Here is a 22,589-nt window from a genome sequence, read left to right as displayed (position 1 = left end):
GAAGAGAAAGCTATGAGTTTACAATATCAAATTATTCCAGTGACTCCTTATGAGCAAAACTGTTCAATTGTATGGTGCGATGAAACCATGAAAGGGGTAGTTATCGATCCAGGTGGTGATGTTCACTTGCTAAAACAAGCGATTGATGCATTAAATATTGATGTTGTACACATGGTATTAACTCATGGTCATCTCGATCATGTTGGTGGTACTGAAGACCTAGCTGCGATTACTAATGCATCGATTATTGGTCCACATAAAGAAGATAACTTTTGGTTACAAGGGCTTCCAAATCAAAGTGAACGATTTGGTTTCCCTCACACTGATGCATTCGAGCCTAATCAATGGCTGAATGAAGGTGATGTTGTTGAATTTGGTAATCAAAAGCTAGATGTTTTACACACTCCAGGTCATACGCCAGGGCATGTCGTGTTATTTAACCAAGAGGCTAAAATGGCATTTGTTGGTGATGTGCTGTTTAAAGGGGCTATTGGTCGCTCGGATTTCCCTCGTGGCGATTACGAGACTCTGATTGCTTCAATTAAAACAAAATTGTGGCCATTAGGACATGATATGAAATTTGTTCCGGGTCACGGACCTGAATCAACATTTGGTTATGAGCGTAAAACAAACCCATTTGTCGCGGATAAAATGCCACTTTGGTAAGAAAGTTGGCAAAAGTGCGGTACTTTTCGCCATACAGTGCCATCCTCTCTATAAATATTGCGCGTTTTTTGGTATAAAACGCGCTTCGCCAATTCCAATACAACTATTTGAGTTTCACTTTAGGAATTGACATCTTTTTTCCGCTACTATTTTTGAGCACTTATTGTTTGAAAATAGAGTTAGCGCAACGGAGTTTAAGTTTCATGAAAATTGCTCACAAACGTAAAGTACAGTCTAAGCTGCATAAACGCATTAAAGCAACTGCACCAAAAACTGAAGTGAAAAAAGCAGCTAACCCTGCAAAAGTAGCTAAACCAGTTGAAAAGAAAGTGGAAGCAGTAGTTGCAGCAGCACCTAAAGCGGTGGCAGTAGCGACAGATATCGCTCTAACGCCAAAGCAACAGACTGTATTTGATATTGTTTGCCAGAACCCTGAAGGTATCAATTCAAAAGATATTGGTCTTGCAGCAGGTCAAGAAGAAGCAAAAGCGGCAGCATGGGCAACAGGTGGCTTGAAAAAGCTAGTTGAAGAAAACCTAGTTGTACGTGAACAACTTGCTGGTAATAAAGTAAGCTATAAAGCAGCGTAATCAATACGTTAGTTTAGCTTATTTTAAGACACAAAAAGGCCGAGGTAATCTCGGTTTTTTTGTGTCTTAAATTCGCCCATAAAAAAAGGACACCGCGTGGTGTCCTTTTTTATTGTTTATTCAGGTTATTATTAAAGTGACTACTTATTATTGGAATAGGTATTAGAACTTCAATTTAACTTCAAGACCCACAAATTGGTCTGTATAAGGCATACCAGCATCATAAGCAAATTGTGCAGCATCACCATTACTAAACCAAGCGTTGTAAGCTAGGTTAACTTCAGTGTCGCCACCCCATGCATCCGTTACCCAGTAATGAATATGGCCTACAGGGTTTAAGAAGAACAGACTCACGCTACCTAGTGTATCTGAGCCCATGACCTCGCCGCCATTATCAGTGATGCGTAATTCTTGTTGCAACATCAATTCACCAACCACAGCACCGAAGAATGGCGTTACGAATAGATCTTGAATAGAAGGAACTTCTGCAAAGGCTTCTACACCATACTCCCAGAAGAAGGTCGACATTGTTGTTGAGTATAAGAAAGACTCGAATTCATTAAAGCCAGCATGACGTGCAGCAGTATAATAAACACCACCAAAGTATGGATGCATAATGTAGTTTAAGAAATGCTCATCTTTATCCCAAACAGGACCAGAGCTCACATTATCCTTCCATTTACTACCAAGACCTTTAAGGCTTGAATCTTCAGAATCCCACTTTGTAATACTTTCAGGTAGGAAGGTCATTAAGCCTACTGTTGCAACACTTAAACCAAGAATGGTATAAGATTGCTCCATAAGGTAATCCCAATCACGCTCGTCAGACACGCGTAAATAATGTGGCAATTGGGTGCTTTCTGCATAAGTATCTGTTTCGGCAACTTTTGATGGTGTTTCACCATCTAAACGCATTGGCGAAATAGTAAAAGAATCATTAGAACAGTAGCTCGAGTAAATATTTGTTGAACAGTCGCGTTGATAATCCATCTCATAGGCGCTATTGATATCTAGAGCATAGGCTTGCGTTGAAGCTACACACCCTAAAAGCAAACTGACTATTGCTTGTTTTTTCACGGAAAGTCCTTAATTAAATCAAATACTGAGCTAGATCACAATTATCTACTATTAATCAAAAAATGCAAAACATAAAAGCAAAAAAGGCCTATTTACTATTCATTTTGATGAGTAAATAGGCATTAAATACAGGAGCTTATAATATATGTGTTTAGTTCATTTTTTGTGATGTGTTCCCAGCTATAAAGAACTGAATAATTGACTGCCTATAATTATTAATCCAAAGATTAAAACAATGACTAAAGCTGGGGTGCCACCAATAACAGTATATTCAGACTCTTGGTGTCTTCTTCGCGCTGATACAACGAGAGCCACAGGTAAGAATAGAGCTAATATTACAAGTGCTATTGCGGCGTAACCTAATGCTGTAATAAAACCTTGTGGGTAAAATAAAGCAAACATCAACGGTGGAGTGTAGGTTAATAAAGCCGTCACAATGGATGATTTTTGCCATTTCTTTGATGAGTCACGTAGGAATTCAAATAAGCCTAAACTAACGCCAATAAAAGAAGTTAGCAGTGCTAAATCGGCAAACAGTGATAAAGCCACCTGTATAAATTGATGGTCAATAGATTGTTGGATGGTGGTAATAAATTGGTTTAGGCCATTAATTTGTTCAAATTCAGACTGAGATAACTGACCTAGGGTAATACCTTGCCAAAATAAGTAGATAACTAAAGGAAGTGAAGAACCAATGAGTAAACTGATTTTGATCTTCTTTATATCTAATTCAAGGTAATTAACAATGGCCGGAATACTGCCATGAAAACCAAAAGAGGTAAAAATCACAGGAAGAGCAGTAATAAATACGCCTTGATGTACGGGAAGTGACATCAAGTATTCACCAGTAATGTTTGGCGTTAAGAAAAACAGAATTGTCACTAGCATGATTAATTTTAAGGTAAATAATCCTCGGTTAATCACATCAACCGTTTTTGTTCCCAAGGCAATGATAACAGCTACGATGACGGTGAATAGAATAGTAGAGATTGTTTTTGACAACTCGAAAGGCGCAATTAGATTGATTTTTACATGAAATTGTTCACTTCCGCCGGCTATGTAAGCGGCACATAATGCGTAAAAAAGAAACAACATTGAAAAAGTAGCAATTCGTTGTCCATTCTTCCCTAAGAATTGATATGCAAGACTGTGCAATGTTGCGCTACGGTGTCCATACTGGTGAACCTCTAGCATTAACAAGCTTGTGTAGCTCATGATCGCCCAAATACCGACCATTAATAGACTCGCTGTAAAGAAACCTAGACTTGCAGAAACAAGAGGTAGGGCTAGCATACCTGCCCCAATAGTGGTTCCTGCGATTATTAGCGCGCTTCCTAGTACTTTTGTCTTCATTTATACCACTTCTTATACTGAATCAATTAAAACTTGAGTCTTATTCCAATGATGAGAATGTACGCGCAATTGAAATTTAACTCAATACATTTGTACAATTTAAAATACACTTAATGTAATTAATTCTTTACGGTTATCCTAAAAAGGAAGATTTACTAGAATTGAAACAAGATAGGTTTTTTAAATCGCTTAATGTGATAAATTAGAAGTAATTATAGAAATATCAAAGAGGAAAAGTGCATGTTGCAAGTAGCAATGATTAGCACAGGCGAAGAGATCTTACATGGTGATATTGTAGATACTAATGCCGCATGGTTATCTCAACAATTTTATCAACATGGTTTTAAGTTATCTAATCGTTCAACTGTTGGTGACAGCATTGATGCATTAGTTGCTGAGATACAGCACCAAGCTAAGAATGCGTCAGTTGTTATTGTAAATGGTGGATTAGGTCCTACGTCGGATGATATTTCTAGTGAAGCGGCAGCAAAGGTATTAAATACACCACTGGTGATGTCTCAATATTGGTTAGACAGAATGCAAGCTCAATACCTTAACCAAGGTAGAGAGATGCCACACAGTAATATTAAACAAGCAATGTTGCCTGAAGGGGCGCAATTGATTGATAACCCTGTAGGGACAGCTTGTGGCTTTTTTATTGAAGTTAATAAATCAATAGTGATATTCACACCAGGTGTACCGTCTGAGTTTAAAGTGATGGTAGAGCATCAAATTTTACCTAGAATGAAGCAATGGCACCCTATGGTTGAAGCATCTGAATGCAGTCGACTGTTTACTTTTGGTTTATCAGAATCAGGTATTCAGGATACATTGCAACAGGTTCGCTTACCTCATGGCTTTGAGATTGGCTATCGCTCATCTCTTCCTTTTATCGAAGTAAAATTATTTGGTCCTGCAAACCATGATAGCCGATTTCCTATTTTAGAAAGGATCTATCATTTACTTGGTGATAATGTTGTTAGTGTTGATGAATCGATGCTGCCAAATGTGGGGGCATTGTTGAGTGAGTTTTCGTTAAATATTACCGTAGCAGAACAAGCAACAGGTGGTTGGTTAACGAATTGGTTGCAAGAAGATGAACAGATTAGAATGAATATGAAGCAGGGATGGATCCTCTCTTCTCAGGTTGATCAGCAAATGGCAGGGCAAGATCCCCTTGCGGCTGCACTGGCGTTGGCTGCAGCAACTCGTGAGAGAACTAAAACGGCGATTGGTTTATCTTCAGGCCCTGTGATTCAAGGTAAAGTTGCAGTGGCATTATCGACACCTTACGGTGAGTGGGGGCAGTTGGTTAGTTTAAAGCGTAATTATAGCTATAATGAAATGCGTTCAATTTTATCAACATTAATGTTGGATATGCTGCGTCGTTGTCTAGAGAAGAAACCGATGTTTGGTCAGTATCAGTCGATCAATCGAGAGTCTGAAATTTATGTTCCACAGAGTGCTTTACAATAAATAAAATATCTCAGTCAATAAAAGAGAAGCGATCCCATTTGGGGTCGTTTTTTATGCCTTTTTAGCCATTATCTGAAAATTAACTCCCTCAAGTACCAGGTCTGTTTTTGCTTTGCATACGCAAGGTAAAATTTCGTTTGGGGCTAAAAATGCCAGCGGAAATGATTGATAAGTCACTTCACCAGAGACTAGCGTACAACGGCAAGTACCACAGTCACCATTTCGACAATGAGACTCAACTTGCATTCCCTGATCTTCCATGACCTCTAGTAGAGATCTATGTGTTTGATTGTTTAATGTCACAATACTATTGATGTGTATCTTTGTCATATGGTCAAGGGTTGCTTAGATAAAATGAAGGCAAAAGAATACCACAACCAATATCAATAATAGAGAGATTAATAGTAGGGGTATTAGGTTAACGCCTCTATTTTATTATGTTCAAAATAACAATTACGGCCACTTTTTTTAGCGATATACAATGCTTTATCAGCTTGTTCAATTAATTGGTTTAGAGTTAGCGTATTGAAATAATCAGTGGCATAACTTAGCCCAATAGAGACTGACACGTAATTAGAACAGGTCGATGCCTCATGTGGGATCAATAATGTTTTGATCTGATTGAGCAATGAAGTCAGTTTCTCATTCATTTTATCCTGTTCTATGGTTGAAACTAGGATAAAAAATTCATCTCCACCATATCTATAAACTTGAGTATTCAGCCCGTGGAAGTGCTCTTTGATTAAGTTACTTACCTTAATTAAAACCTTATCCCCAGCAATATGCCCATAGGTATCGTTGTATTCTTTATAGTGATCAATATCGAGCATGATCCCTGTGTACTTTTGAGTTAACTGACTTTTAAGTTGATTAAACCGTGAATCAAGAGAGCTACGATTCCACAATTGAGTTAAGTGGTCTGTTTGTGACAATAAGACCAGCTGTTGTCGGTTGTATTGATTTTCAAGAGAAATAGAGATGTAGCTTATTAGTTGAGTAAATAACTCAAAATGAAAGGCTTGGTATTGATAACTATCCTTCGCTTGAACAGTAAAGCAGGCCTTAATTTCATTATTTATGCTTATAGGCGAAAACATAATTGATTTAAAATGAACTTGTTTATCACAGTTATCGCCTAGCATAGCTACTTTTTGCTCACTATTCATATGATTATAGTAAAACGAAGAGTCGCTTTTGATGCAGTAACTCATATAAGTACTCTCACTCCTACAATTAGAGAGGTAAGAGCTTTTCTTTGAGTTATCAGTATTATAATAATCAATGGCTATTTGATCTTTTTCTTTATCAAAAAAACCTAATGCTAATGTATCTATCTGAAATAGAGCCGAAAGCTCTTGCTGTATTGTTGGTAAAACATCTTGTATATCAGAACAATTATTGATGTATTGACCAATTTTATTGATTACAGCTAAATTGTTAGAAAGAGATTTCATTGTACTCAACTCTAATTTTGCGACATTTAAGCGGTACAATTGCTGAAGGTAATCACTTTCTCTTTTAAGAAGTTCCCTTCTAGAGTTTAATAATGATGACGTTAATGTTTGATAGTGTTTTTCTCGATATTCTGGGTCATCAATATCTTTAATGCGGAGTAAGATAATATCATTGAAACCATCAATTAGTTTGTCGCTTTCAATGGCTTTTGCAATAGATAATCCTTTTTCAATGTAAGTGTCTAACTTATCATAACGATGATAACTAGTTAGAAAATGGCAATACTCTAAAATCATTTCTGAAATGTAATAGTCGTACTGGCAGGCTTGCATATTCTCAATTGAAAGAAGGTGAAAGTGTTCTGCTTGCTCTATTTGCTCCATTCCATTTGATATTTCAGCTTTTATTTTATAGTAAAACCCTAGGAATTTTGGTTCTGACTTAATATCAGGATATAAAAAATCGAGTATTTCTTGAGCTTCTGAAAATAAAAATTGTTTGGCTTTGATATCAGCGATATTAAACAGTGATAGGGCGGATGAGTGTTTAGGACCGTGCTCGGTAAGCAGGGCTGTTGCCTCATTTAAGTAAGCAAGGGCTTCATTAAAGTTACCAATTTGGCTAAAGATATCACCAATGTTATTTTTAATGATACCAGAGATGTAATCGTCACAAAATTGTTCTGATCTTTCGGCTTTAGCTAAAAACTTATGGGCATAGAAATAGTTACCGAGCATGCCATAAAGAGTACCGATGTTGTAGTGGCAAAAACAGATCAGAAACTCTTGCTTAGCTTGTTGAGCAAAAGTGATAGCATCAAAAAATAAGCTAATAGATTCAATGAGCCTTCCTGAACGAGACAGAAGGTAAGCATGGAATATATGCTCAAATTGAGGTGCGATTACTTGTTTTTGTTTTAGTGTTTCAACAGTGATGGTATTCAGTTGATATTGAACGTGCTCTTTTGATGTCGCCATTGGTAACTGGCGAACTTGTTCTAATAAGTAATTGTTCCATGAGTCTTTAGCCATAATTTGTTTTATTATTTTTATAATATTACAAGGGATTATGGCACAAGGAGATTTTTATATGAAGCAAAGTCTCACTAATGGGATTTTTATCATGAAAAAGTGTGGTGTAAGTCAAATTGTCGAATGTAAAAAGCCGAGTAAAAATACTCGGCTTTTTATGTCTATGAATAGTTGTGAGTTTTAAAGCTCAAAGTCACCTAAGTCATCGTCATCCATGTCATTATCAATTTGACCAACAAGGTATGAACTAATTTCAGTCTCTTGAGGAGCAACTTGAACATTATCAGAACTTAACCAAGAGTTAATCCATGGGATAGGGTTTTGAGTTGCGCCTTCATATGCACTGCTCAGACCAACAGCCTTCATACGTAAGTTAGTAATGTATTCAACATATTGGCAAAGAATATCTTTATTTAAACCAATCATTGAACCATCTTTAAATAGGTAGTGTGCCCATTCTTTTTCTTGCTCAGCGGCTGCTTTAAATAAATCAAAACATTCTTGCTCACATTCTGCTGCAATTTCTACAAACTCAGGATCATCTTGACCTGTACGAAGTAGGTTAACCATATGTTGAGTACTGGTTAAGTGAAGCGCTTCATCACGAGCGATCAGTTTGATAATTTTTGCATTACCTTCCATTAATTTACGTTCTGCAAATGCGAAAGAACAAGCAAAGCTAACATAGAAACGAATTGCTTCTAGTGCATTTACAGACATCAAACAAAGATAAAGTTTTTTCTTTAGTTCACGTTTTGAGACGATAACTTCTTCATCGTTGATGGTATGGGTACCTTCACCTAAACGATGGTAATCATTGGTCGCTTGGATCAAGTTATCATAATAGTGTGCAATGTCTTTTGCACGCTTTAGAATTTCTTCATTTTCAACGATGTCATCAAAAATTATTGAAGGATTATTAACGATATTACGTACAATATGAGTGTATGAACGCGAGTGGATCGTTTCAGAGAAAGACCATGTTTCAATCCATGTCTCTAATTCAGGAATAGACACTAAAGGCAATAAAGCGACATTTGGACTACGACCTTGAATAGAATCTAACAATGTTTGATATTTTAGATTACTAATAAAAATGTGTTGTTCGTGCTCTGGTAGGTTATTGTAATCAATACGATCACCAGATACATCGACTTCTTCTGGACGCCAGAAAAATGAAAGCTGCTTTTCGATAAGTTTTTCAAAGATCTGAAATTTTTGTTGGTCATAACGAGCAACGTTTACCGAATTACCTAAAAACATAGGTTCTTTCAATTGATCATTTTTTTCTTGTCGAAAAGTACTGTACGCCATGGAAACCTCAATGTGATTAAAGCCAAAGAAATAGATAAGGGCTTCTTAATTTAAAAATTATGCCGATAAATACCTATACGAACTTAGGCACATATTGGATTAATAATTATAGATTTTTGAGCTAAAAGATAAATAAGCCCGCCATAAGCGGGCTTAATTTTAAAGTGAAACGTTAGATCTTACAACCGCCGCCTGCACAGTCGTCATCTTGTCCAAGATCACCTTGTGAGTCACTAGCACCATCACGAGTGTTATGGTAGTACAGCGTTTTTAGACCTAATTTATAAGCAGTTAGTAGATCTTTAAGTAACAGCTTCATTGGTACTTTGCCGTTTGGCTGAATGTTAGGATCATAGTTTGTATTTGCAGAGATAGCTTGGTCAACAAACTTCTGCATAATGCCTACAAGTTGTAGGTAACCATCATTTGAACCAATGTTCCAAAGTAACTCATAGTTATCTTTTAAATTTACATAATCAGGAACAACTTGCTTCAAGATACCATCTTTAGATGCTTTAACTGATACGAATCCACGTGGTGGTTCAATACCATTCGTTGCATTAGAGATTTGAGAAGAGGTCTCTGAAGGCATTAATGCAGACAGGGTTGAGTTACGTAGACCATGTGTCTTGATCTCTTCACGTAATGTTTCCCAATCTAAATGTAATTGCTCAGTACATACGTTATCAATATCTTTCTTGTAAGAATCGATTGGTAGAATACCTTGAGCATAAGTTGTTTCATTGAATGCAGGACAAGCGCCTTGCTCTTTTGCTAAACCAACAGATGCTTTTAGAAGATAGAACTGGATAGCTTCAAACGTTTTATGTGTTAAACCGTTTGCGCTGCCATCGGAGTACTTAACGCCATTTTTTGCAAGGTAGTAAGCATAGTTGATAACACCCACACCTAGCGTACGACGGTTCATTGTTGATTTGTACGCAGCAGGAAGAGGGTAGTCTTGGTAATCAAGTAGTGCATCAAGAGCACGTACTGCAAGCTCTGCTAATTCTTCAAGTTCTTCTAGCTTCTCAATCGCACCTAAGTTAAATGCAGACAGAGTACAAAGTGCAATCTCACCTTCTTCATCATTAACGTGTGTTAGTGGTTTAGTTGGTAAAGCAATTTCTAAACATAAGTTAGATTGACGAATAGGCGCAACACTTGGGTCGAATGGACTATGTGTATTACAATGATCGACGTTTTGAATGTAGATACGACCTGTAGATGCGCGCTCTTGCATAAGCAAAGAGAAAAGATCAATCGCTTTTATTGTTTCACGCTTGATTGATGTATCTTGCTCGTAGATATCATATAGACGTTCAAATTCAACTTGGTCAGCAAAGAATGCATCATATAAACCAGGTACATCTGATGGTGAGAATAAGCTAATGTGACCACCTTTAATAAGGCGAGTGTACATTAGTTTATTAATTTGTACGCCGTAGTCCATATGACGAACACGGTTTTCTTCTACACCACGGTTATTTTTAAGAACCAATAGCGATTCTACTTCACGGTGCCAGATAGGGTAGAACAATGTTGCTGCGCCGCCACGAACACCACCTTGAGAACAACATTTTACTGCTGTTTGGAAGTATTTGTAGAATGGGATACACCCTGTATGGAAAGCTTCACCATCACGGATCTCAGAGCCAAGAGCACGAATACGACCAGCATTGATACCAATACCAGCACGTTGAGATACGTAACGAACGATAGAGCCTGCCGTCGCGTTAATTGAATCTAGGCTATCGTCACATTCAATAAGTACACATGAGCTAAATTGACGAGTAGGAGTACGTACACCAGACATAATTGGTGTAGGTAATGAAATCTTAAATTTAGAAGTCGCATCATAAAAACGTTGAATGTAATCAAGACGCGTATCTTTCGGGTACTTAGCAAATAAGCAAGCAGCCACTAAAATATAAAGGAATTGTGCACTTTCGTAGATCGCGCCCGTTACACGGTTCTGAACGAAGTATTTACCTTCAAGTTGTTTCACTGCAGCGTAAGAGAAATCCATATCACGATTATGATCGATCATTTGATCCATCAAGTTGAATTCTGCTTCGGTGTAGTCTTCTACTATATGCTTATCGTATTTACCTAGTTCGATTAGGTTATTAACGTGCGTAAACAGTGTTGGCGGTTCAAATTGGCCATACGCTTTTTTACGAAGGTGAAAAACAGACAAACGAGCTGCAAGATATTGGTAATCTGGCGTTTCTTCTGAGATAAGATCGGCAGCTGCTTTGATGATAGTCTCATGAATATCTGAGGTCTTCATACCCTCATAGAATTGGATATGAGACTTCATTTCAACTTGTGATACTGAAACGTTATCTAGACCTTCTGCAGCCCAGGTGATCACTTTATGGATCTTGTCTAAATTGATCTTTTCTGTGGTGCCATTTCGCTTCGTAACGGTAAGCTGATGAGTCATTTGTCTACTTTTCCTTAGGATGAGGAACGAAAGATGTAATATTTGTAATTTTCGTTATTAATTTGTGATCAAGCTCATAGTGTTGAATTTGCAACTAAACACTACATATAGGGCTTAATAAATAATTGACTACAAGATAATGATAAAATGAGCAGTGATCAAGTCTGAAATTGAGGGAGGCCTGTGGATAACCTATGAATTAAAAAAAACAGTAAGTAGGCACTAACCGAGTGAGATTAGCTATATCAAGACATCGGAAATAACGTATTTCAGAATGGTGGATAAGTAGGCAGTAAAAAAAATATTTTTCTTGATTTTTGTGGTTTCGGTGGATCTCTAAGAATCAAAAAAAATTGCTGATTTGTTGTTCTAAATTTGGCATTAATGCAGCTTTAGTAAACAAGATAAGAATTAGGAGATTTAGCAAAAAAATCCCTCTTTATTTGTATTAAGAACACAGATAAAGAGGGATAAATATGATAAGTGGCTGAGTGGGGCTTATAAAGTAGTATGGACGATGTAATTTACATCCACATTTTTGCCTAATGAATAGACATCTGTTAATGGGTTGTAATGTAAACCTGTGATACCTTTTTCTTGTAGAGCGGTTTGATCTAACATTTTTAATAGCTCAGAAGGACGAATGAATTTATCGTGATCATGCGTACCTTTAGGAACCAATTTAAGTAGTTGTTCTGCACCAACAATGGCAAATAAGTAGGATTTAATATTACGATTTAATGTTGAGAAAAATACGTGGCCACCAGGTTTAACCATTTTTGCACATGAGCGAATAACTGAAAGAGGGTCGGGAACGTGTTCAAGCATCTCCATGCAAGTAATAACGTCATACGTCTCAGGGTTCTCTTCAGCGTGCTGTTCGGCTGTTGACTGAATATATTCTAATGTAGTACCTGTTTCTAAAGCGTGTAAACGAGCAACGGTTAGAGGCTCTTTACCCATATCTAACCCGATAACATCAGCGCCTTGATTTGCCATGCTCTCAGCTAGAATGCCGCCGCCACAGCCTACATCTAATACCTTTTTACCAAATAAGCCATTGGCATTGTCTAATACATAGTTCAGACGCAATGGGTTGATTTGATGTAGTGGTTTAAACTCACCTTCAAGATCCCACCAACGAGACGCCATATCTTCGAATTTTTTTATTTCTGCCGGGTCGACATTTAACTGCTGAGTCATACTTCATATTCCTTTTTTAACTCCCTCTATTATATACAGAAAAAAAACAGAAAGAGAGTCTTTAAAATGATGTTTTTTTCACCACTATTTTTGAGGTTTTTCAAGAATATGACGCTTAACGATGTGACTTGCTCCTGATTTCGCGGGATTCTTAAGCTTAAGAGCTATTTTACGAATTAAAACGATGCGAAATAGAAGTGTTATGTGCTATATTTTGTAATCTTGCACGTTTATCAGTATCAATTACTTTATCTTTATAGATAGTATGATTGATAAAGTAATTGATATTGGTACGACAGAACTAATTTGAGGGATATTGGCTCTATGAGCGATCTTGCTAAAGGGATCACGCCCGTAAATATTGAAGATGAGCTTCGAGGTTCATACCTAGACTATGCGATGTCAGTAATCGTTGGTCGTGCTCTTCCAGATGTGCGTGATGGTCTAAAACCTGTACACCGCCGTGTTTTATTCGCGATGGATGTACTAGGTAATGATTGGAATAAACCATATAAAAAATCTGCCCGTGTAGTCGGCGACGTAATCGGTAAGTATCACCCACATGGTGATAGTGCTGTATACGACACGATAGTACGTATGGCGCAGCCGTTCTCACTACGCTATATGCTTGTTGATGGCCAAGGTAACTTTGGTTCTATCGATGGGGATTCAGCGGCGGCGATGCGTTATACCGAAGTTCGTATGTCAAAAATCGCTCACGAACTGTTGGCTGATTTAGACAAAGAAACTGTTGATTATGTTCCGAACTATGATGGTACAGAACAAATCCCTGCGGTATTACCAACTCGTGTTCCTAACTTATTAGTTAATGGTGCATCAGGTATCGCCGTTGGTATGGCAACAAACATTCCACCTCACAACTTAACTGAAGTGGTTAATGGTTGTTTAGCATTCATCGAGAATGAAGATATCACCATCGATGAGCTAATAAACTACATTCCAGGTCCTGACTTTCCGACAGCTGCATTAATCAGTGGTCGTAAAGGCATCGTTGATGCATATAAAACAGGCCGTGGTAAAGTTTACATGCGTTCTAAAGCAAATATCGAAGCTGACAAGAATGGTAAAGAAACTATTGTTGTTACTGAGATCCCTTATCAAGTAAACAAAGCTCGTGTAATTGAAAAAATTGCTGAACTTGTTAAAGATAAGAAAGTAGAAGGCATTTCAGCACTACGTGACGAATCTGATAAAGATGGTATGCGTATTGTTATCGAATGTAAGCGTGATGCAGTAGGTGAGGTGGTTCTTAATAACCTTTACTCATTAACTCAGCTTCAAACTACATTCGGCGTAAACATGGTTGCACTAGACAACGGCCAACCAAAACTGTTCAACTTAAAAGAAATGTTGAAGTGTTTTGTTGATCACCGTCGTGAAGTGGTAACTCGCCGTACTATTTTTGAATTACGCAAAGCGCGTGATCGTGCTCATATCCTTGAAGGTTTAGCGCTGGCATTAGCAAACATTGATGAGATCATTGACCTTATCAAAAATGCGCCAACGCCAGCAGAAGCAAAACTAGGCCTAGTCGCTCGCGGTTGGGATCTTGGTAATGTAGCTGACATGCTAGAGCGTGCAGGTACAGATGCAGCTCGCCCTGATTGGTTAGAGCCAGAGTTTGGTATTCGTGAAGGCAAATACTTCTTAACGGAACAACAAGCTCAAGCAATTCTAGAACTTCGCCTACACCGTTTAACTGGTTTAGAGCATGAAAAGATTCTAGACGAATACAAAGCTTTATTGGACGAAATCGCAGAGCTAATGCATATCCTTGCAAGCACTGAACGTCTAATGGAAGTTATCCGTGACGAATTAGTAGCCGTTCGTGATACTTATGGTGATGAGCGTCGCACTGAAATTGGTGCTGCAATTCACGATATCGACATGGAAGACTTAATCACACAAGAAGACGTAGTAGTAACGCTTTCTCGTGAAGGTTATGTTAAGTACCAAATTTTAGGTGACTACGAAGCTCAACGTCGTGGTGGTAAAGGTAAGAGTGCAACTAAGATGAAGGACACCGATTATATCGAGCGTCTACTTGTTGCTAATACTCATGATAATATCCTTTGCTTCTCTACGCGTGGTAAAGCATACAGCTTGAAAGTATTCCAACTTCCTCAAGCTAGCCGAACTGCTCGTGGTAAGCCTATCGTTAACATTCTTCCTTTAGAAGAAGGTGAGCGTATTACAGCGATTCTACCAGTATCTGAATACTCTGAAGATAAATTTATCTTTATGGCAACAGGTGATGGTACGGTTAAGAAAACATCACTGGATCAATTTGCTAAAGTTCGTGCGAATGGCTTGATTGCGGTTAATCTACGTGAAGATGATTCATTAATCGGTGTTGATATCACTGATGGTTCAAATGAAATCATGTTGTTCTCTAAAGCAGGTAAAGTCGTTCGTTTCAACGAAGAACATGTTCGTGGAATGGGCCGTACTGCTTCGGGTGTTCGTGGTATGAAACTGACTGGTGAAGATCAGGTTGTTTCGTTAATTGTTCCTTCAAATGAAGGTGACATTTTAACAGTTACAGAAAATGGTTACGGTAAACGTACTAAACTTTCTGAATACCCAACGAAGAGTCGTGCAACACAAGGTGTTGTATCTATCAAGGTTTCTGATCGTAACGGCAGTGTTGTCGGTGCGGTTCAAACTGAAGATGGTGATGAGTTCATGATGATCACGGATGCAGGTACGCTAGTTCGTACTCGCGTATCAGAAGTTAGCCAAGTGGGTCGTAATACCCAGGGTGTTACTCTGATCCGTACTGCTGAAGATGAAAATGTAGTTGGTCTACAACGCATTGATGAACCAGAAGAGCTTGAAATCATTGAAGGTGAAGAGGGTGAGATAACTGAAGCGACAGTAGATACTGAAGTTTCGGAGATGCCTCAAGCTGAATCTGATGAAGATACAACAGAAGAGTAATATCTTACTGTAATGTACGAAAAGCCCGCTTAGAAATAAGCGGGCTTTTTTATGTCTGGTATTAAATTAAAGTATGATATGAGGCTTATGGAAAAGAATTTGACTTTATTCAGTTGGTATTAAAAAACATCATACTTTCCTCGTTCAGAATATAAACTTGTAATAATTACAAATTTATCTTTTCCACATGCAATACAGGTAGGTTTGCCGTACCAAGCAGCATAACACTCACAGCATGTATAATGATTATTCATCAACGAAGGTGTTGTTTGTTCAAAAAGGGAAGCGTATAAAGAAGAACGCCTGAATTGGCTCTGCTCTTTTGTATTAATTATTGATTTCATTCTAGCCAGCTTTCGTAATGTTATGAAGCTCGTAGCATTCATAATCGTTATAAGTCTAAGCTAAGTATCCTATGATATGTATCGTAAAACAATAGTGCAGAACGTGATTTATCTTGCTTTATTTGCAAAAAAAAGGAGTAAAAATGCTCCTTTTTATAAATGACTTATTGGGTTATAAATCTAGTTGTTATAAGCCACTTTCAAAGCGGTGAAACGATTTACAAGATCATTAATCGCGACTTGATCATAAGCCTTTAGACCTGTTGCGATCATACGTTTAGTACCATGACCTACTTCTTCACCATTTTCAGTAAATTTAAAGTTTAATTTAACAAGACCACGCTTTCCTTCGATGTCCATCGTTGCGCCAGTAAATTCAACTTTTGGCGCCGTAATATCTAAGCGAGTGAATTCTAAATCCATGCTTTGATAAATTACTAAAGGACGTTGGCAGTTAATCATTAACTGTTTCTCTTCCATTAGTGGAACCATAATGTGAGGGAAGTTCATTCCAGAAAATTGAACATACTGTTTTACTACGTGTTCAATAAATTCAGGTTCTAAATTCTTTTCACCGCTACGCTCAACATGAAGGTACTGTTTATCATTGTCGTCAGATAAAGAATACTCACCTTCGGCTGTATGGTTTATATGCAAAGCAGTATCGCCAGCAACCATACCAGCAAAATCAAAATGCATTTTGTTACTAATGCCTGTTTTAGAAAGTAAAACAGCAAACAGTAAATCGCCAGGAACACAAAAACGTTTAGAGTCTACGTCGTGTATTGGATTGAAATCACCAGCTACTTTTTTCGCAAAGTCACTTGCTTGTTGACGGGTAAATTCAAATGAATTATCTGTTTGTGAAAAATATTGATTTAACTGCATAATATATTTGGTAAAAACCTAGATAATGAAATAACACCATTAGTATAACCAATCTATCATCATGAAATGGTCTATCCAGTCATAATAAAAGTAAAAACAGTCATTTAAACGTTTCAAATTGTAGATAAATTGACAATTACTTCACGTTCAACTCGTTATAATCCGAAAATAACACCTAAATACTGTGATTGATTAAATATAGGCTAAAAATGAAACCGTTAGTAAAAATAGCAATAACAAGTTCATTGATCATAATGAGTTCTTTTGTGTATGCAGAAGATAATCAGCCTGGTGATATGGCAGCTAATATTGGAGCGGTAGGAATTCCCGCCATTGCTGGTTCCATTGCATTATATAAAGAAGACTATGATGGCTTTTGGATGTTTGCTAAAGGAGCAACTTATACATTAGCTGCAACACAAGCATTAAAGTATACAGTAAGAGAAGAGCGACCGAATGGTGAGGATGATTTAAGCTTCCCCTCAGGGCATTCGTCTGCTGCGTTTCAAGGGGCCTCTTATTTGCAATTTCGCTACGGTTGGGAATATGGTCTTCCTGCTTATATAGGGGCTGGTTTAGTTGGATATTCAAGAGTAGAGAATGAACATCACTATTGGCGCGATGTGATTGCTGGTGCAGTATTGGCAACAAGCATCCAATATTTAGTGACAGATAAGTACATCGATACTAACCAAGTGATGATTGTGCCCATAATTAATCAAGATCAAGTGGGAATTGCAGCATCTTTCTCATTTTGATTGGCAAAGGCGTAACAAGCGAGTAAAATCAGCTCCCTTTTATCGAAGCTAGGTGTACAACATGTTTATTGGATTTGACTACGGAACCGCTAACTGCTCAGTGGCGACTATTCTGGATAATCAAGCGAAGCTATTAAAGCTAGAAGGAGATAGTACTTTTATTCCTTCTGCATTATGTGCGCCTACAAGAGAAGCCGTTTCTGAATATCTTTACCGCATTTGGGGTGTTCAACCAAGTACAGATATCAATGAGCGTTTACTTCATACTGCAATCTCTTTTAACCGTGAAGAAGATATTGACGTTGATGCTGAATCAATGACATTTGGTCAAGCAGCATTAAATACCTATATTGAAGATCCTGAAGATGTTTACTATGTAAAATCACCAAAGTCTTTCTTAGGGGTTTCAGGTCTACGTGATGTTCAGGTGAGTTTGTTTGAAGATCTTGTGACTGCAATGATGAAGAACATCAAAAATAAAGCAGAGCAAGAGCTTCAACAAGAGATTACATCAACCGTTATTGGGCGTCCTGTAAACTTCCAAGGTGCTGCAAGTGACGAGGCAAACAGTCAAGCGATTTCAATTTTATCACGTGCTGCTATACGTGTAGGATTTAAGAATATTGAATTTCAATTTGAACCTGTTGCTGCAGGTTTAGATTACGAACAAACGCTTAATGAAGATAAAACGGTTCTTATTGTTGATATTGGCGGTGGTACAACAGACTGTTCAATGATCCAAATGGGACCATCATGGCGTGATTATCATGACCGTACCAAAGGGATCTTATCTCACAGTGGTTCACGAATTGGTGGTAATGATTTAGATATTCATTTAGCCCATCGTCAATTAATGCCATTATTAGGATCTCAAAGTCGTACGCACAAAGGACTTGAGTTACCAATGACACAGTTCTGGAACCCAATAGCAGTTAATAATATTGTAGCTCAGTTGGAGTTCTTTGGTTTTGGTAACCGTAAGCATCTTTTACAAATGATGAACGACACTAAAGAGCCAGAGAAACTAGCTCGTTTAATTAAATTGTACGATGAGAAACTAAGTTATAAATTACTGCGTGATGCTGAACAAACAAAAATTGCATTGTCAGAGCATTTAGAGCATGCAGTTGATTTAAGCTATTTAGACGAAGGTTTATCGTTATCAATCAGTCAGTCAGATTTAATAGAAGCGATAGCTAAACCACAAGAAAACATTAACAAACTAGTAAAAGAAGCGATTCAGCAAGCAGGTAAAACACCAGATATTATTTATGTTACTGGTGGTTCTGCTCGTTCACCAATTTTACAAGCGGCATTGAAACAACAACTACCAAACATTGAAATTGTGGGTGGTAATTACTTTGGCTCAGTAACTGCCGGTTTGGCTCATTGGGCAAATTACTGCTTCGCTTAACGTTACGTATTTTTATCAATATTTCTCTTCGAGCTGCATTGTCGCAGCTCGAATTGCATTAGGAAAAGACAATGAAATCAGCACCAACAAGCATGACCTTTTTTGAACGTTTTGAATCTGATATTTTATCGGGGAAAAAAGTTATTACCATTCGTGACGAATCAGAAAAAGATTACGTGGTAGGAACTGAAGTTGAAGTCAGTACTTATGAAGATAACCGTCGCTTTTGTCGATTAGCAATTGATGCTGTTGATCCAATTAACTTTGATGATTTGGATCAGTATCATGCTGAACAAGAAAACATGACATTAGAAGAGCTTAAAAACATCATTGAAGAGATCTATCCTAATAAAGGTCAGCTTTACGTTGTTTCTTATCATTTAGTATAAACAGCTCAATAAGATAATATGAAGATATTAATGCCATGAGGGAGTAGGTATTAACATGGAATGGCAGTCGTATAATAATGAGTAGTATTCTTAACACTCATATGAAAAGCATTTTACTTGCATGCTTAATTATTAGTATTGGCCAGTTAAGTATGGGATTGGTTTTCCCATCATTACCTTGGATAGCAAAAGATTTTAATATTAGTCTTAATGAAACACAGCTGTTGGTTAGTGTGTATTTATTGGGTTTTGGACCGTCTCAATTTATTTATGGGCCAGTGTCTGATGCTTTAGGGCGCAAAAAAGTATTAATCTTTGGTTTGTCTATTGCTTTACTTGGCATTATTTTTATTCTTATATTTCAGCATAGCTTCCAAGGAATTATTTTTGGCCGTTTTCTACAAGGGCTTGGGACTGGGTGCTGTGCGGTTTTAGCAAGAGCCTCTACGCGAGATCGATTTAATGGGGCCGAGTTACCTGTAGCAATGTCGTATATAGCTATGGCTGCATCGATAACGCCAATGATAGCGCCCGTTATCGGCGGGTTTATTAATTATCATTTTGGATGGAGTATTATTTTTGTTTCATTATTTGGCTATGTAGTTATCGCATTAGTCGTGATTCTAGTTCAATTCAAAGAAACGTTAACTCAGATATCTTCGATACCGTCTCCTGTAAAAATAATAAATCAATACTGGATCCTATTGACGTCTCGCTACTTTATAAGCTTTGCGAGTATTGGTTGGCTTAATTTTACGTTAATGATCACCACGGTATCTGTCATGCCTTTTATTATGCAAAATCAAATTGGTATGAGTTCTGCTAAATATGCGGTATGGGCGTTAATTCCAGCGATTGGAATGCTATTAGGAACAAGTATTTGTAATCACGTCCGGCCTAAAATTGGCACAAAGAATATGTTGCTATGTACTCCTGTCTTGCATTTTGTTGCGGCTATATGGCTATTTTTAGTGCCATTAGAACCGATGTATTTAATGCTTGGGCAAGGTTTAATGATCTTGGGGAATGGTATTGCTTTACCGTGTGCTCAAGCGATGGTAATGCAGCCTTATAAGAAACAAGCAGGGGCTGCGGCAGCTATGTCTGGTGGAGGGCAAATGATAGTTTCGGCCTTAGTCAGTATGTTACTAGTAAAAATTGGCTTGAATGCGGTATGGCACCTTTCAATCGTTATTGTTGTATTTGGTGTCATCACTGTGTGTAATATTTATCGTGGTTTCTCTATATTGGAAGAACAATAGCGATTGACGCTTCCTTTAAAAAAAACAATATAATCATCTATATTTTAAGGTAAATAATGGAATTATTATCAATTAACTTTCTAGGGCAACCATTACGCTTAGAAGGTTCAATGGCTGGATGGCAACAAGTCTTTTGGAATAACACTCTAGTCGCTCAACAAGCGGCTTCTGCTGATCATCAAGATCATTATGTACATGAGTTTCAGTTGAATAATGGAGAGGTGGTGATCACTTGTCGTCTAGAGGCGAAAGTGACATGGCAGCCGTTTTTAATTGAATATCGAGCAATGGTTGATGATGAACTAATAGCTGAAGGCTCACGTAATACTAAAGATATAGAACAACAAGTGCCACATACACCAATTAAAGCAGAACGAAAATTCAGCCTAATTGGTCTTGTCTCATTAGGAATGAAAGCATTAAAAAGCGTAAAGCTGATCAAAGTAGTATTGGCCTCTGCCAGTATTGCCGCCTATTCCTGGTTATTCTCTATTGAATTTGCATTATCACTAATTGCCTGTCTTGTGTTTCATGAGTATGGTCATATTCGAGCAATGAAATACTTTGGAATGAAAACGAAAGGTATTTATTTAATTCCATTTTTAGGGGGATTAGCCCTTAGCGATGAGAAAATAAACACGCGTTGGCAGGATGTGGTTATCTCCATCATGGGTCCATTTTTTGGCTTGATCCTCTCATTAATATTAATGGTTGTTTATTGGATTACCGGTGAGATGTTCTTTGCGGGTCTTGCTGTATTTAATGCTTTCTTAAATCTATTTAATTTGCTGCCAATACTTCCTTTAGATGGAGGCCATGTTCTTAAGAGTATTAGCTTTTCAATGAACAGTAAGCTAGGTATAACCTTGTGTGCGTTGGCTGCAATTAGTGGGGTCATATTGAGTTACCAATTAGGACTCGCACTTTTTGGTTTCTTACTTATTATGGGAAGTCTTGAAATAGTATTTGAGTGGCGTGCTCGTCATCATAGCCATTTATTACCATTAGATAAGTATGGACAGATTGTATCAACAGCATGGTACGTAGGATTAGTAAGTTCACTTATCGCGATTATTTGGTATTTCGCTAGTAGCGGTGATGCATTGTTACAATTACCAATGCAGATTTTAGGAACGTAATCTAAACATTTAAAAGGACACAGGTATGTTTAAAAAATTAAAAGCCTCATTAGGTATAGGTGCCGCAAAGGTAGATACCATTTTAGAAAATCCAGAGTTATTTCAAGGTGACACACTAATAGGGACTGTTCATATCCAAGGTGGTGATGTTGAACAGCAGATTGATGCGATTCACCTAAAGCTCAATACAGAAGTTAAAGTAGAAAACGATAACGGTACTAGTTATCAAACATTGACCTTGTTTCATACTCAAGCAGTGAATCCTTTTGTGATCCAAGCAGGGGAGAAGCAGGAGATGAGATTCACGATTAAACTGCCAGATGAAACGCCGATCACAGCATTGAATGTTCGTAATAATCATTGTGATGTTTGGGTTGAGACCGTATTAGATATTGATTTTGCAATTGATCCAACCGATCGTGATTTACTAATTGTTAAACCAATGACCGTTGCTGCGACGATCATTCATCAAATAGAGCAAGCAGGCTTTAGTATGGTGAAAGCAGATGTCGAGCAGGGTTACCTTAATGGTGGTCACTTTAAATCTCATTCGGGTGGTTACCAAGAGATTGAATTTAGAAGTAGCGGATTCATCAATAAAAAAGAGATTGAGTTGTCATTTATTCTCGATGGGCAAGTTCTTCATTGTTTAGCGGAAGTCGATCGTTCGATGGGGTTTAACAGAGGTGATCAATATGTGTCGTTTTCACTAAATACAAATGCTTCAAGTACAGAAATTCATAATGCGGTGCAAAAAATATTGCGTGTGTAGTTAGTACTTTCTATTTTCAAATATAATAAAAGAATCGATATCATTTTT

18 protein-coding genes are annotated in these 22,589 nt (G+C 37.6%); 10 read left to right on the top strand and 8 right to left on the bottom strand.

The features are described 5' to 3' along the window. Positions 1–12 precede the first annotated feature (12 nt). Together ED622_RS13845 and ED622_RS13840 are read left to right on the top strand one after the other, a co-directional pair. A complete protein-coding gene (locus ED622_RS13845; protein ID WP_122034980.1) occupies positions 13–666 on the top strand; it encodes an MBL fold metallo-hydrolase in 654 nt (217 codons plus the stop codon). Between the two features lie 203 nt (positions 667–869). Continuing rightward, a complete protein-coding gene (locus ED622_RS13840; RefSeq protein WP_122034978.1) occupies positions 870–1,256 on the top strand; it encodes a hypothetical protein in 387 nt (128 codons plus the stop codon). A 162-nt stretch (positions 1,257–1,418) separates the two neighbouring features. Here the strand turns inward: ED622_RS13840 and ED622_RS13835 are convergent, their stop codons facing one another. Together ED622_RS13835 and ED622_RS13830 are read right to left on the bottom strand one after the other, a co-directional pair. Continuing rightward, positions 1,419–2,333 (bottom strand): DUF3943 domain-containing protein, encoded by a 915-nt coding sequence (locus ED622_RS13835; protein ID WP_122034975.1) that lies wholly within the window; start codon positions 2,331–2,333, stop codon positions 1,419–1,421. A gap of 180 nt (positions 2,334–2,513) precedes the next feature. Beyond that, a complete protein-coding gene (locus ED622_RS13830) occupies positions 2,514–3,686 on the bottom strand; it encodes an aromatic amino acid transport family protein (RefSeq protein ID WP_122034973.1) in 1,173 nt (390 codons plus the stop codon). Between the two features lie 240 nt (positions 3,687–3,926). Between ED622_RS13830 and ED622_RS13825 the strand changes: the two genes are divergently transcribed. Beyond that, positions 3,927–5,162 (top strand): CinA family nicotinamide mononucleotide deamidase-related protein, encoded by a 1,236-nt coding sequence (locus ED622_RS13825; protein ID WP_122034971.1) that lies wholly within the window; start codon positions 3,927–3,929, stop codon positions 5,160–5,162. 51 nt (positions 5,163–5,213) lie between these two features. Here the strand turns inward: ED622_RS13825 and yfaE are convergent, their stop codons facing one another. From yfaE to ubiG, 5 genes are all read right to left on the bottom strand, one after another. Beyond that, positions 5,214–5,492 (bottom strand): class I ribonucleotide reductase maintenance protein YfaE, encoded by a 279-nt coding sequence (gene yfaE / locus ED622_RS13820; RefSeq protein WP_122034969.1) that lies wholly within the window; start codon positions 5,490–5,492, stop codon positions 5,214–5,216. An 83-nt stretch (positions 5,493–5,575) separates the two neighbouring features. Continuing rightward, a complete protein-coding gene (locus ED622_RS13815; RefSeq protein WP_122034966.1) occupies positions 5,576–7,648 on the bottom strand; it encodes a GGDEF domain-containing protein in 2,073 nt (690 codons plus the stop codon). Positions 7,649–7,828: 180 nt separating this feature from the next. After that, positions 7,829–8,962, bottom strand: a complete 1,134-nt coding sequence (nrdB, locus tag ED622_RS13810) for a class Ia ribonucleoside-diphosphate reductase subunit beta (RefSeq protein ID WP_122034964.1) — start codon at positions 8,960–8,962, stop codon at positions 7,829–7,831. 172 nt (positions 8,963–9,134) lie between these two features. After that, positions 9,135–11,411 (bottom strand): class 1a ribonucleoside-diphosphate reductase subunit alpha, encoded by a 2,277-nt coding sequence (nrdA, locus tag ED622_RS13805; RefSeq protein WP_122034962.1) that lies wholly within the window; start codon positions 11,409–11,411, stop codon positions 9,135–9,137. Positions 11,412–11,909: 498 nt separating this feature from the next. Then, positions 11,910–12,614, bottom strand: coding sequence for a bifunctional 2-polyprenyl-6-hydroxyphenol methylase/3-demethylubiquinol 3-O-methyltransferase UbiG (ubiG, locus tag ED622_RS13800; protein WP_122034960.1), 705 nt, complete (start codon positions 12,612–12,614; stop codon positions 11,910–11,912). A 324-nt stretch (positions 12,615–12,938) separates the two neighbouring features. Between ubiG and gyrA the strand changes: the two genes are divergently transcribed. Then, entirely contained in the window at positions 12,939–15,575 is a 2,637-nt protein-coding gene (gyrA, locus tag ED622_RS13795; RefSeq protein ID WP_122034958.1) for a DNA topoisomerase (ATP-hydrolyzing) subunit A, read from the top strand. 524 nt (positions 15,576–16,099) lie between these two features. Here the strand turns inward: gyrA and ED622_RS13785 are convergent. Continuing rightward, positions 16,100–16,807, bottom strand: coding sequence for a DUF3581 domain-containing protein (locus tag ED622_RS13785; protein ID WP_122034956.1), 708 nt, complete (start codon positions 16,805–16,807; stop codon positions 16,100–16,102). 209 nt (positions 16,808–17,016) lie between these two features. Between ED622_RS13785 and ED622_RS13780 the strand changes: the two genes are divergently transcribed. The 6 genes from ED622_RS13780 (at position 17,017) to ED622_RS13755 (ending at position 22,541) form a co-directional block, all read left to right on the top strand. Next, the gene (locus ED622_RS13780; protein WP_122034954.1) at positions 17,017–17,565 is read left to right on the top strand and encodes a phosphatase PAP2 family protein; all 549 of its coding nucleotides are present in this window, start codon (positions 17,017–17,019) and stop codon (positions 17,563–17,565) included. A gap of 61 nt (positions 17,566–17,626) precedes the next feature. After that, a complete protein-coding gene (gene yegD, locus ED622_RS13775) occupies positions 17,627–18,979 on the top strand; it encodes a molecular chaperone (protein ID WP_122034952.1) in 1,353 nt (450 codons plus the stop codon). A gap of 71 nt (positions 18,980–19,050) precedes the next feature. Continuing rightward, complete coding sequence (gene yqfB / locus ED622_RS13770) at positions 19,051–19,368, top strand: N(4)-acetylcytidine aminohydrolase (protein WP_122034950.1); 318 nt, start codon at positions 19,051–19,053, stop codon at positions 19,366–19,368. 77 nt (positions 19,369–19,445) lie between these two features. After that, a complete protein-coding gene (locus tag ED622_RS13765) occupies positions 19,446–20,630 on the top strand; it encodes a multidrug effflux MFS transporter (RefSeq protein ID WP_254052635.1) in 1,185 nt (394 codons plus the stop codon). A 56-nt stretch (positions 20,631–20,686) separates the two neighbouring features. Then, the gene (locus tag ED622_RS13760; protein WP_122034948.1) at positions 20,687–21,769 is read left to right on the top strand and encodes a site-2 protease family protein; all 1,083 of its coding nucleotides are present in this window, start codon (positions 20,687–20,689) and stop codon (positions 21,767–21,769) included. Between the two features lie 25 nt (positions 21,770–21,794). Next, positions 21,795–22,541: a sporulation protein gene (locus ED622_RS13755; protein ID WP_122034946.1), complete on the top strand. Its 747-nt coding sequence runs from the start codon at positions 21,795–21,797 to the stop codon at positions 22,539–22,541. Positions 22,542–22,589 lie beyond the last annotated feature (48 nt).

Origin of the sequence: Aliivibrio sp. EL58 (genome assembly GCF_900312675.1) — a bacterium.
GTDB lineage: Bacteria > Pseudomonadota > Gammaproteobacteria > Enterobacterales > Vibrionaceae > Aliivibrio.
The sequence above is the reverse complement of the archived record's forward strand: the minus strand, read 5'-3'. Positions and strand labels throughout refer to the sequence as shown.